Here is an 11,987-nt window from a genome sequence, read left to right as displayed (position 1 = left end):
GGCCGCCCCACGGCGCCTGCAGCGGGTGCTGGCGCGGGCCCTGGCGCCGGCCACGCGCGGCCTGGCGCGCCTGCTGCCCCGGCTCGCCCATGCACCCGCCCCGCTGGCCGCGCTGGGGGCCGAGCTGCTGCTCAGCCTCATCACCCAACCCCTGGCCCTGCTGTGGCTGCTGCTGGCCTGGCTGGCACCGCTGGGGGCGCCGGCGGGCGAGCAATGGGGCTGGCAGGCCGGCCTGCTGGCAGCCTGGGGCCTGTGGGCGGCCGAGTTGGGCGCGCGCGACAGCCAGCAGCGCGGCACCCAGGCCCTGGCCGCCGCGCTGCCCGGCGGCGCGGGCCGGCGCCTGCTGAGCCGCTTCGGCGCCGCCTGGTTGCTCGGCCTGCTGGGCTGCGCCAGCCTGTTGGCCCAACGTCCGGAGCTGCTACCCGCGCTGGCCGCCGGCCTGGCCGCCGCCAGCGCCGCCGCCCTGCTGCTGGGGGCCCTGAGCGGCGGCAGCCGCGCCTTCCTGGCGCTGTTCCTGTTCTGGCTCTTCGTCGTCGTGCAGGTGCGCGACCAGGCCTGGCTGGACTGGCTGGCCCTCCACGGCCCGGGCAGCGCCGCGCGCAGCAGCGCCCTGCTGCTGGCGGCCGCGCTGGGCCTGGCGCTGGCGAGCCTGCTGCAGCGCAGTGGGGGACAGCGCTGACGAAGTGCACCTCGACGGGAGGGACATCACGGGTGCGGCCATACTTGCTGCAGACGACACAACAGGGGATGCGCCTTGCAAGGGAGGCACGGGTTCGAGCTCTGCTTGTCGGCCGCCTTCCTGGCTGCCGCCGCCATCGTGCTGGGGCTGACGTTCTCGACCTGGGAGCGGGCCAGCGACGGCAGCCGCAGTGCCCTGCAGATGGCGCGCGCCCAGGAGGTGCTGACAGCACTGGCCCATGCCCGCACGGCCACGCTGCAGATCGAACTCAGCACCCAGAACTACCGGATCAGCGGCGACCCCACGCACCTGCGCGCCCGCGACGCGGCGATTGCTGACCGGGAACAGCGGCTTGCGCGCCTGCAGGCCCTGACGGCCGAGCAAACCCAGCTGCGTGACACCTGGCAGCAGCTGCGCGCCGTGATCGATCAGCGGCTTGCCATCTCGCGCACGGTCGAGCACCTGCGCCGCGAGCAGGGCGCGGAGGCGGCCAACGCCTACGCCGCCACGGCCCCACTGGCCGCCACACGGGCGCGCAGCCAGGCCTTGTTCGCGCAGGTCGAAAGCGAAGAGCTGCGCCTGCTCGAAGCCCGCCGGGCGGAGCAGCAGCAGGCGCGCGCACGCATGCAGTGGCTGGGCGCGCTGGCCGCGCTGGCCGTGTTCGTGCTGCTGGGCGCCAGCTACGCGCTGATCCGGCGCCAGTTCCGGCAGAACCAGGCCAGCCTGGACGCCCTGGCCGCCAGCGAGCAACGCCGTGCGGTCACGCTGAACGCCATCGCCGACGCCGTCATCGCCACCGACGCCAGCCTGCGTATCACCCAGATGAACCCAGCGGCCGAGCAACTGACCGGCTGGCGCGAGGCCGAGGCTCAGGGCCTTGCGCTGGAACAGGTGCTGCAGCTGGTGCAGGCCGAAGGCCGGACGCCGGCCGAGCTGCCGGCCCGGCGCGCGCTGACGGCGCAGCGGGGTGTGGCCGCCACCTCCGAACTGCTGCTGAAAGACCGCCAGGGGCTGGAGCGCCCCACTGCGGTGGATGCGGCCCCTCTGCATGACCGCACCGGCCAGGTGTGCGGCACGGTCACCGTCTTCCGCGACGACAGCCAGGCACGCGCGGCCCGCCAGCGCAGCCAGGAACACCGCCAGGAACTCGAACAACGGGTGCAGGACCGCACCCATCAGCTGGCTGACCGCGAAAGCCATCTGCGCAGCCTCATCAACAGCGTGCCCGCGCTGATCGCCTTTGTCGACCCCGCGCAGCGCTACGGCTATGTCAATGACCGCTACCGCGAGTGCTTCGCCCCCGACGCGGCGGACATCACCGGCCGCAGCGTGCGTGAGGTGCTGGGCGAGCGGCGCTACACGCTCGCCGGCCCGCTGATCGAGAAGGCGCTGCGTGGGGAGCCGCAGTGTTACGACTGGGAGCCCTTCCCGGGGATGTGGCAACAGATCCAGTACGCGCCCAAACGCCAGGACGACGGCACGGTGTGCGGCTACTACGTTCTGGGCACGGATATCACCGAGCGCCGTCAGATGGAGGCCGCACTGCGCGAAGGGGAGCAGTTGCTCACGCGCGTGCTGGCAGGCTCGGACCAAGGCTATTGGGACTGGAACCTGACCAGCGGCCACTTCCAGGTCAGTGCCCGCTTCGAGAGCATGCTGGGGTACGCACCCGGTGAGCTGCAGATCAGCAGCAGCAACTGGCCCGAACTGGTTCACCCGGAAGACCTCCCGCGCGCGCAGCAGTCCCTGCAGCGCCATCTGCAGGGTGAGAGCGCACGGCACGAACTCAGCATCCGTTGCCGCTGCAAGGATGGCAGCTGGCGCTGGGTGCTGAGCCGCGGCGCCATCGTGCAGCGCAACGCCCAGGGCGATGCCCTGCTCATGTCGGGCACCCACACCGACATCCACGAGCGCATGCAGCTGGAGGAGGCTGCGCGCAGCGCCGAGGTGGTGTTCGAGAACAGCTACGAAGGCATCATCGTGGCCGATTCCGAGGGCCTGATCCGCCGTATCAACCCCGCGTTCACGCGCATCACGGGCTACACCCAGGCGGAGGTGCTGGGGCGTTCGCCCAAGCTGCTGTCCTCGGGGCGGCACGACGCCGGCTTCTACCGGGAGTTCTGGAGCACCCTGCAGCAGCGCGGCAGCTGGCAGGGCGAGATCTGGAACCGCAACAAGCGCGGTGAGGCCTTCCTGGCACTGCAGTCGGTGTCGGCCGTACGCGATCGGCAGGGCCAGGTACAGCACTACATCAGCGTGTTCACCGACGTGACGCGCGCGCGCCAGCACGAGTCCGAGCTCGACCGCATCGCCCACTATGACCCGCTGACGGGCCTGCCCAACCGCCGCCTGCTGGTGGACCGCCTGCAGTTGGCCCTCCACCGCGCGGACCGCCAAGGCGACAGCTGCGCCGTGTGCGTGCTCGACCTCGATGACTTCAAGCAGATCAACGAGGCGCATGGCCATGGCGCCGGTGACCAGCTGCTGCGTGGCGTGGCCGAGCACATCCGCCAAGTGCTGCGCACCGACGACACGTTGGCCCGCGTGGGAGGTGACGAGTTCATCGTGCTGCTCTCGAACATCGGCAGCGCGCAGGACGGCGCGCTGGTGCTGGACCGCGTGCTGGCCGCTGCCGCACAGCCGGTGACCCTGGAGGATGGCAGCTGCGTGGCCTCCAGTGCCAGCATCGGAGTGAGCCTGTACCCGGCGGACCATGTCGACCCGGACACCCTGCTGCGCCATGCCGATGCGGCGATGCTGCAGGCCAAGGAAGGCGGCAAGAACCGCTACCAGCTGTTCGACCCGGAATCCGATCGGCTCACCCAGCACCGGCTGGAGCAGCTCAAGCGCCTGGAGCTGGCGCTGGAGCAGCAGGAGTTCGAACTTTTCTACCAACCCAAGGTGGACCTGCGCGACGGCCAGGTGGTGGGGGCCGAGGCGCTCATCCGCTGGCGCCACCCACAGCGCGGCCTGGTCGCACCTGGCGAGTTTCTGCCCCAGCTACAGGGCAGCTGGCTCGAGCCGACGGTGGGCGACTGGGTCATCGAGGCGGCCCTGCGCCAGTTGGCGGAGTGGGTGCGCGCAGGGCAGCCCCTGCCGGTGAGCGTGAACATCAGCGCCAACCACCTGATGCGGGCCGGCTTCGTCGACCGCCTGACCCAGGCATTGGCGCGCCATCCCGAGGTGCCGCCGTCTCTGCTGGAGCTGGAGGTGCTGGAGACGGCGGCCATCTCGGACCTGGACCAGGCCATCGCGGTGATGCAGCGCTGCATGCCCCTGGGCGTGGGCTTCTCGCTGGACGACTTCGGCACGGGCTACTCCTCGCTGACCTATCTGCGCAAGCTGCCCGCACAGACCCTGAAGATTGACCAGAGCTTCGTGCGCGACATGCTGGCCGACGCCGGCGATCTCAGCATCGTGCAGGGCGTCATCCAACTGGCCGCCGCCTTCCACCGCCAGGTGATTGCCGAGGGCGTGGAAACCATGGCCCATGGTGCCGCGCTGCTGCGACTGGGCTGCTGGCTGGCGCAGGGCTATGGGATTGCCCGCCCGATGCCCGCCACCGAGTGGGCCGGCTGGTGGGAACACTGGCGCGCAGCGGAAACCTGGCGCGGACTCTGAGCCCGGCGAAGCGCAGCACCAGGCCTTGACGAACTTCAAAGACGGCGGGTGCCGGATGCCAGAACATGCGCCCGCCTCGCGCACCGCGCGGCCCTGCCCCGTCCGCCATGCGCAACAACCAACCCGTGACCCAACGTGAGGTCGAAGTCCCCGAAGGCGTCAAGCTGGTCTCGACCACCGACCCCCAGGGCCGCATCACGCACTGCAACGCCGCCTTCGTCGCCATCTCGGGCTACGACTACGCCGAGTTGCTCGGCCAGCCGCACAACATCGTGCGCCACCCCGACATGCCCGCCATCGCCTTCAAGGACCTGTGGTCCACGGTCGGGCGCGGCCGCCCCTGGTCGGGGGTCGTCAAGAACCGCAGCAAGAACGGCGATCACTATTGGGTGCTGGCCCATGTCACGCCCGTGCAGCGCGAGGGCCGCAGCATCGGCTACATCTCGGTGCGCGAGCGGCCCTCGCGGGCGCAGATCACGGCGGCGGAACAGCTCTACGGCGAGCTGGCGCAGAACAGCGGGCCTTGGCGCCTGCATGCCGGCGGCCTGCGCCGGCGCGGCTGGCGCGACTGGCCCTACGCGGTGTTCCGCCTCTCGCTCAGCCAGCGCCTGGCCGTGGCCCTGGCGGGCTGGCTGGGCCTGCTGGCGGGCGGCCATCTGGCGTTCGAAACCCCGGCGCTGGACGCCGCCCTGCTGCTGGGCGGCGCGCTGGCGGTGTGGGCCTGGTTCCGGCACTCCATCGAGCGCAAGCTGGAACACTGCATCGACATGACGGCACAGATCGCCGCCTGCAATCTGCAAGGCGACATCCCCTACGACATGCGCCACCCCGTGGGCCAGCTGATGCGCAATGTGCGCCTGCTGAACCTGAACATGCAGGCCATCGTGGCCGATGTGCGTGCCGAGGTGGGGGCGATCGCCGACTCGGCGCATGAGATCGCACGCGGCAGCCAGGATCTGGCGCTGCGCACCGAGCAGCAGTCGGCCGGGGTGGAGCGCACCGCCTCGTCGATGGAGCAGATCACCTCCGTGGTGGCGCAGACCGCCGCCACCGCCAACCAGGTGGGCCTGAACGGCGAGGCCGCACGCGGCACCGCCGTGCAGGGCGGCCAGACCGTGCAGGCCCTGGTGGGCACGATGCGCGCCATCGACGACGCCGCCGGCCGCGTGGCCGAGGTCATCCGCGTGATCGAGGGCATCGCCTTCCAAACCAATCTGCTGGCCCTGAACGCCGCGGTGGAGGCGGCGCGCGCCGGCGAGCAGGGCAAGGGCTTCGCGGTGGTGGCCGGCGAGGTGCGCGCGCTGGCGCAGCGCTGCACCGAGGCCGCGCAAGAGATCCGCAGCCTCATCAGCCATTCCAGCGCGCGCGTGGCCGACGGCGCGCGCCATGTCGAATCCGCACACAGCATCATGGCCGAGGTGGTGGCCGCCGTCGCCGAGGTCAGCACGCGCATGCGCGACATCTCGCAGGCCGCCGACGAACAGGCCGCCGGCGTGCAGGAGCTGAACCACGCCATCAGCGTGATCGAGCAAGGCACACAGCAGAACGCCGCGCTGGCCGAGCAGACCGCCGCCGCCTGCGACTGGCTGCAGGGCCGTGCGGGCACGCTGCAGCGGGCGGTCGCAATCTTTCGCTGAGCCCCTGCCCCGGCGGAGGGGCCTGGCAAGGCTGGAATACTGGGGGTCCACCGCAGACTCCTCGCCCCACGCCATGCCTGCAGCGCGCGCGCCCTCTGCCCCAGAGCCGGACACCCTGGCGACGCCGCTGCGCGACCGCCTGCTGGTGCTGGCCCTGCTGCTGCTGGGCAGCACGGCCAGCTGGCTGGGCCAGCACGCCTTGCGCCAGGCCGATGCCCGCCACGCCCAGGAACGCAGCCAGGCCGCGGCGCAGACCGTGCAGATCCAGGTGCAGCAGGCGCTGACGCGCACGCTCGAGGCCGCCCGCAGCGCCGGCCTGATGGTCGAGACCCACCCGCAGCTGCAGCAGCGCGACTTCATGCACTACGCGCAGCAGCTCACCGCCCAGTTGCCGCCCATCACCTTGTTCGAGTGGCAACCCTGGGTGCTGCACAGCGAACGCGCGGCCTTTGAGCAGGCCGCGCGCGCGCAAGGGCTGGAGGGCTTCGAGATCCGCGAGCCCGACCCCGCCGGCACGGGCTGGCGCACCGCGCCGGCGCGCGAGCACTACCTGCCGGTGCTGTACGGCTGGCCGGCCGGCATTGCGCCCTTGGGCTTCGACCTCGCCCCCGACGCCCTGCGCATGGGCTCCAAGCGGGCCGCCGCCGCACAGCGCCGGCCGGTCGCATCGACGAGCTTTCCGATCATTCGCCAGAGCCAGGCGCAAGCGCCTGTCACCGGCTTTGCCATCAGCACCCCGGTGTTCGAGCAGGGCGGCGGCGCGCCCCGCCTGCGCGGCTTCATGGCGGCCGTGGTGGAACTGCCCAACCTGTTCGAGGCGGTGACGCAGCAGGCCCAGCGCAGCCAGTTCGTCTACTGGGTGTTCGAAGGCCCGAGCACCGAGGGCCCGCTGCGCCACCAGGGCGGCGCAGCGGCCGGTACCCTGCCCGCCCGCAGCGGGCCGGCGCAGGCCTTGGAGCAAACGCTGCGGGTGGACGTGGCCGGCCAGCCCTGGACCCTGCTGCTGCAGCCCAGCCCTGCCTTCCTGCGGGGCGACGCCAGCCTGCGCCCCTTGCTGGCCCTGGCCAGCGGCCTGTTGGCCACCGCCTTGCTGGCCCTGGCGGTGGCGCGGGGCTTTGCCGCCCGCCGCGCCGCCGAGCAGGCGCGCCGCCGTCTGGCCGAGGAAGAGCGGCGGCTCAGCAACGTCATCGAAGGCACGCGGGCCGCCACCTGGGAGCACGACTTCGAAACCGGCAGCACCCATGTGAACGAGCATTGGGAGGCCATCTGCGGCTACCCCCCTGGCGCGTACCAGCCCGCCACGAGCTACCAATGGCAGCAGGACTGCCACCCCGAAGACCTGGAGCGCGTCAAGGGCGAACTGCGACGTCACCTGCAGGGCGAGAGCGCGCTGTTCGACGTCGAATACCGCCACCGCCAGCAAGATGGTGGCTGGCGCTGGGTGCAATCGCGCGGCAAGGTGCTGCGGCGTGACGCCGAGGGTCGCGCCACGCTGATGGCGGGCACGCTGATGGACATCGACGCGCGCAAGCAGGCCGAGTTCCACCTGCAGGAGCTCAACAGCACCCTGGAGGCGCGCGTGGCACAGCGCAGCAGCGAACTGGCGCAGGCCATGGAATCGCTGCGCAACTCGCGCGAGGCGCTGGCCGAGGCGCAATCGCGCGCGGCGCTGAATGCGATGGTGGCCGGCGTCACGCACGAGCTCAGCTCGCCCATGAGCAACAGCCTGGTGTGTGCGCAGAACCTGGTGGAGCGCGCCGGCCTGTTCGAGCAACGCCTGCAGGGCACGCCGCCGCTGCGCCGCAGCGAGCTGGCCGAGTTCGTGCAGCTGGTGCGCGAGAACGCCGACCTTGCGCAGCGCAATCTGCAGCGCGCCGGCGAGCTGATGCGCAAGTTCCGCCAGGTGGCGGCCGACCAGGCCAGCGAGCAGCGCCGCCCCTTTGACCTGGCCGAGATGGTGCAGGAGCTGCTGGCCACCCTCTCGCCCACGCTGCAGCGCCAGCCGCACCGCGTGCAGGCGAACATCCCGCCCGGCCTGCGCCTGGAAAGCTACCCCGGCCCGCTGGGCCAGGTGCTGATCAACCTGATCAACAACGCCCTGCTGCACGCCTTCCCGCCCGGGCAGAACGGCGAGGTCCTGCTCAGTGCCGAAGCGCAGGGCGAGCAGATCCTGCTGCGCGTGGCCGACAACGGCCGCGGCATGGACGCCGCCACGCTGGAGCAACTGTTCAAGCCCTTCTTCAGCACCCGCATCGGCCAGGGCGGCATGGGCCTGGGCATGCCCATCGTGGACCGCCTGGTGCACAAGACCCTGGGCGGTCAGATCGTCGTGCGCAGCCAGCCGGGCCAGGGCACGGTGTTCGAGATCAGCCTGCCGCGGGTGGCGCCGAGCACGGCAACCGAGTGAGCGCGCGCCGCCGCAGCAGCAGGTGCAGGGCCAGCGCCGTCTCGCCCACCAGGGCCGGCATCAGCACCCAGGGGAAGAGCTGCGCGGCCAGCGGCGGCCAGAGCAGCAGCGCGAAGCTGTTGAGCAGGTAGCCGACGCCCGCCAGCGCCAGCAGCCACCCGAGCACGGGCGGCAGCAGGCGGCTGTGGGCGATCAGGGCGCCGCGGATCAGGCAGGCGAAGCCGAAGAAGATCAGCCCGATGCCAAAGCCCTGGCCATGCAACTGCACGGCCAGCAGGGCCAGGGCCTCGCGCTGCGCGGGCGGAAAGGCTGCAGCCATCGGGCCGCTGACTGCATCCAGCGGCAGCAGCAACTGCACGCGGTTGGCCACCAGCACGCAGGTCTGCACCAGGTTCAGCGCGGTGGCCGTGAGCGCCAGCGGCTCGTTCACCGGGCGCAGCAGCCGCCACATCATGACGATGACCGGGATGTCCAGCACCTGCATCAGAAAGTCGCCCACCAGGCCGCTGCGCCACAGCAGCGGGTGGGCGGCGATCTGCTGCGCGGTGGCGGCGGCGTCGCCCGGCACCACCAGGCTGGCCCGCACGAAGGCCTCGCCCCACAGGCCGAGCGCAATGATGGCCAGGTAGCAGGCACCGGCCCAGCGCAGCTCGCGCAGCGAAACGCTTGGCGCGTTCATGCCGGGCTCCCGCGGCGCAGCCACAGCTGACGCACCAAGCCCCGCAGACCCCAGGACAGGCCGGCCAGCAGCAGGCCCAGCAGCGTCGGCAAGACCGCACCGAAGGTCCAGCTCATGCCCAGCACATAGCCCAGCACGCTCTCGGGCCGGTGCGCCGGCAGCAGCAGGGCCAGCAGCAGCGTCAGGAAGAAGAGCGCCTCCGTCAGCGCCTGCGCCTGCTGGCTGAAGGCCAGCGACAGGCCCAGGCCCAGCAGCAGGGGCAGCGCGAAGCCAAGCCAAGCCGGTGCCCCGGCGCGTGGCAGGCGGCTGCTGGCCCAGGCAGCCAGCGCCGGCATGATCAGCAGGCCCCAGAGGTTGGACAGACCCGGCAGATCGGCGCGCTGCGCCAAGTGGTGGACGACGATGCCGCCGTGCAGGGCCTCCCAGCCCAGGTGCAGGGATTCGGCCAACAGGGCCAACAGGACCGACAGGACCAGCTGGAAGAAGGGGGCGCGTTGGAATGGCATGGCGCCCAGCATGCCGGCGCCCCAGGCCTCCCGTCCCCGCAGGCGCGACCGGATCACGCCAGGCCGGACCGAAACGCGCCCAGCAGGGATGAATGGGGTCAGCGCAGCGGCATGGGCACGGGCACACGCAAGCGAATGCGTTGCGACAGCCCCACCTCGGCCTCGATGAAGGCGATCTCGGTGGCGTTCGCCAGCAGCGCCTGCGGCTGCCCCAGCGCCAGCGGCACGCGCTCCGGCGGCTGCGCGCCGCGGCGCTGCACCAGCAGCTGGATCTGGTCGATCAGCACCGCATGCGCGGGCGGGAAATCCAGGCGCACCGCCAGGCCATCCGCCTGGGCCTGGGTGCGGGCCACGAAGTCGCGCGCTTCCACGCGCACGCGCAACCAGGGCGCTTGCGCCGGCAGCGCCAGCTCGCGGCGCAGCAGCGCCTGCTGCCCATCGGCAAAACCCAGTTCGGCCTCCGCCAGGGCCGAGCCGAAGGCCGGCGTGGCGGGTGCGTTCACCACATGGTGCAGGGGCTCCAGGGGGTCACGCGGGGTCTCCCACTCGCCGCCGTGGAAGCGCAGGCGCAGCGTGCGCACCTGGGCGCAACCCGGGCCGGCCAGGCGCAGGTCCAGCGAACGCGCCAGGTTGAAGCTGGAGAGCTCGGTCAGCAGCGCGCAGCCCCGCACCGCCGCGGGGCTGCCAGCCAGCAAGCGGGCCTCGAGCAGGCGGTCCTGCTCGATCAGCTGCTCGAACGCGCGGCGATGCCGCCCGCTGCCCTCCAGCGGCCGCAGGCGCAGATGCACATGGTGGTGGTGCGAGTAGGCCCAGCCCTCGTACGGGCTGGAGGCGAACAGTGCCTCCAGCGTCTGCACCGCAGCCGCCGTCACGCCATGCTGGCGCCGCGCCGCCCATTGGCGCGCCTGCGCCAGCACGGCGGCACGCACCTGGGCGTCGATGCCGATGGCCTCCACCCACTCGCCGGCAAAGCGTTCGCGGTCCAAGCGCAGCAGCTCCAGCAGGAAGAAGGTCTGGCGCGGCGTGTCCAGGCGGTCGGCCGGGCCCTTGCAGATCTTGGCGTCCACCGGCTGGCCCCCGGCGCCGGGCTTGTGGTGTTCGCTGCAGGCGGCGTAGTCCGGTGTCTCGTGGCGTCCCTGTTCGCTCGTCAGGTAGTAGCCCAGGTCGAGGTTCAAGCCGCCGTCGTGCGAGCCTCCGGGGTGGCGCCCGCGCGGGCCCTCGGGGCCGATCTGCAGCGGCGTGTCGCCGTTCTCGCTGGCCAGGTCGAACACCGGGAAGGGCAAGGGCGCGGCGCCCAGCGCCTCGTGCGTGCGCCGGCTGGCCAGACGCAGCAGGGCCAGGGCCGGCCGCGTCACCCAGCGGAAGGCCGGGTCGCCATCGGCGCCACCCGCCATGTCCTCGGCCAGCACGCGAAAGCCGGCCTGCGGCGAGACCGGGGCATGCAGGTGGAAAAGCTGGGCGGGCACGCCCTGCTCGTAGCGGTTGCGGCCGTCGTTGGCCTGCACGAGCGACGCGCACAGCAGGCTGGCGCAGGCCAGCGCAGCGAGGCGGCGGCCGGACGAAATCAGCGTACGGGGGAGCAGCATGGGCGCGCATTGTGGGCGGCCCGAACCGCGGCTACTGCGGCGCGATGTCTTCCAGCGGCCGCACCCCCAAGCCCGGCAGATGCTGGTGCAGCAGACGCTCCAGGCTGCCGTCCGCCTGCAGGGTGCGCAGGGCCTGCAGCAGGCGCTGCTGATCGGCCGCCGAGACGCTGCTGCGCGACAGCGCCAGGCCCGAAGACAGCCCCTGCGCCTGCGGATGCCAATCGGCCACCTGCACCTGGCCGGGCCGCTCCCGCAGCGGCGCGGCCACCGACCAGGCATAGCCCAGCAGCAGGTCCACGCGCTGGCCGAAGAACACCCGCACGGCGGCGTCGAAGTCCCCCACCTCGCTCACGCGGCCCTGCGCGCGCAACTGCGCCAGCAGGCGGTCGTACTCCGGCCCGTAGCTGGCGCCGCGCACCACCACTGCGCGCAGCGCGGTCCGAGCCAGGAAGTCGGCCTCGTCCCGGACGCCCTGGGCGGTCCAGGTCAGCGCCACCAGGTTCGCGCGGGCCAGCGGGATCACCGTCACCCAGGCCTGGCGCTCAGGGGTGGGCACCACCCAGCTGGTGACATCCAGGCTGCCCCCACGCAGGCGCGACCAGATGCGCGGCTGCGACTCAACCTCCAGCATGAAGCGGCAGCCGCTGCGTTCGCCCAGCAGCGCAAAGAAGTCAGGGTCCAAGCCCCGGTAGCCCGGGCCGCCGCTTTGGCGCTCGTACACCAGCGGGTAGAGCTTGAGCCCCACCCGAAAGGGCCCGCATTCGGCCGCCGCGGCCCCGCCCGCCACCAGCAGCGCCAGCCCGGCCAGCAGCCCGGCCCGCCTCACAGAAGCCCACTTCATTGCCGAACCCCAGCCGCCCATGCATCCCCCG

8 protein-coding genes are annotated in these 11,987 nt (G+C 72.1%); 4 read left to right on the top strand and 4 right to left on the bottom strand.

The window, feature by feature from the left end; genetic code table 11:
- The 4 genes from I7X39_RS16710 to I7X39_RS16695 form a co-directional block, all read left to right on the top strand.
- The coding region (locus I7X39_RS16710) for a hypothetical protein (RefSeq protein WP_198112298.1) at positions 1-679 on the top strand (679 nt) is incomplete at its 5' end.
- Positions 680-784: 105 nt separating this feature from the next.
- Complete coding sequence (locus tag I7X39_RS16705) at positions 785-4,300, top strand: EAL domain-containing protein (RefSeq protein ID WP_198112297.1); 3,516 nt, start codon at positions 785-787, stop codon at positions 4,298-4,300.
- Between the two features lie 107 nt (positions 4,301-4,407).
- Entirely contained in the window at positions 4,408-5,937 is a 1,530-nt protein-coding gene (locus tag I7X39_RS16700) for a methyl-accepting chemotaxis protein (protein WP_198112296.1), read from the top strand.
- Between the two features lie 73 nt (positions 5,938-6,010).
- Positions 6,011-8,344, top strand: a complete 2,334-nt coding sequence (locus I7X39_RS16695; protein WP_198112295.1) for an ATP-binding protein — start codon at positions 6,011-6,013, stop codon at positions 8,342-8,344.
- On the opposite strand, the gene I7X39_RS16690 is transcribed toward I7X39_RS16695, so the two are convergent.
- The 4 genes from I7X39_RS16690 to I7X39_RS16675 all read right to left on the bottom strand — a co-directional run bounded on the left by I7X39_RS16690 (position 8,304) and on the right by I7X39_RS16675 (position 11,956).
- Positions 8,304-9,023: a DUF4386 domain-containing protein gene (locus I7X39_RS16690; protein WP_198112294.1), complete on the bottom strand. Its 720-nt coding sequence runs from the start codon at positions 9,021-9,023 to the stop codon at positions 8,304-8,306. The genes I7X39_RS16695 and I7X39_RS16690 overlap by 41 nt on opposite strands.
- Entirely contained in the window at positions 9,020-9,529 is a 510-nt protein-coding gene (locus tag I7X39_RS16685; RefSeq protein WP_198112293.1) for a hypothetical protein, read from the bottom strand. Before I7X39_RS16685 ends, I7X39_RS16690 begins: the two co-directional genes overlap by 4 nt.
- Positions 9,530-9,627: 98 nt before the next feature.
- Positions 9,628-11,115, bottom strand: a complete 1,488-nt coding sequence (locus I7X39_RS16680) for a hypothetical protein (protein WP_198112292.1) — start codon at positions 11,113-11,115, stop codon at positions 9,628-9,630.
- 31 nt (positions 11,116-11,146) lie between these two features.
- Complete coding sequence (locus I7X39_RS16675) at positions 11,147-11,956, bottom strand: substrate-binding periplasmic protein (RefSeq protein WP_198112291.1); 810 nt, start codon at positions 11,954-11,956, stop codon at positions 11,147-11,149.
- Positions 11,957-11,987: the final 31 nt, after the last annotated feature.

This window comes from Inhella proteolytica, assembly GCF_016093275.1.
GTDB classification, from domain to species: Bacteria; Pseudomonadota; Gammaproteobacteria; order Burkholderiales; family Burkholderiaceae_C; genus Inhella; species Inhella proteolytica.
The sequence above is the reverse complement of the archived record's forward strand: the minus strand, read 5'-3'. Positions and strand labels throughout refer to the sequence as shown.

Coding starts and splice junctions, on each gene's coding strand:
- I7X39_RS16700 (WP_198112296.1), top strand. CDS start 4,408: ATGCGCAACAACCAACCCGTGACCCAACGTGAGGTCGAAGTCCCCGAA.
- I7X39_RS16695 (WP_198112295.1), top strand. CDS start 6,011: ATGCCTGCAGCGCGCGCGCCCTCTGCCCCAGAGCCGGACACCCTGGCG.
- I7X39_RS16690 (WP_198112294.1), bottom strand. CDS start 9,023: ATGAACGCGCCAAGCGTTTCGCTGCGCGAGCTGCGCTGGGCCGGTGCC.
- I7X39_RS16685 (WP_198112293.1), bottom strand. CDS start 9,529: ATGCCATTCCAACGCGCCCCCTTCTTCCAGCTGGTCCTGTCGGTCCTG.
- I7X39_RS16680 (WP_198112292.1), bottom strand. CDS start 11,115: ATGCTGCTCCCCCGTACGCTGATTTCGTCCGGCCGCCGCCTCGCTGCG.
- I7X39_RS16675 (WP_198112291.1), bottom strand. CDS start 11,956: ATGAAGTGGGCTTCTGTGAGGCGGGCCGGGCTGCTGGCCGGGCTGGCG.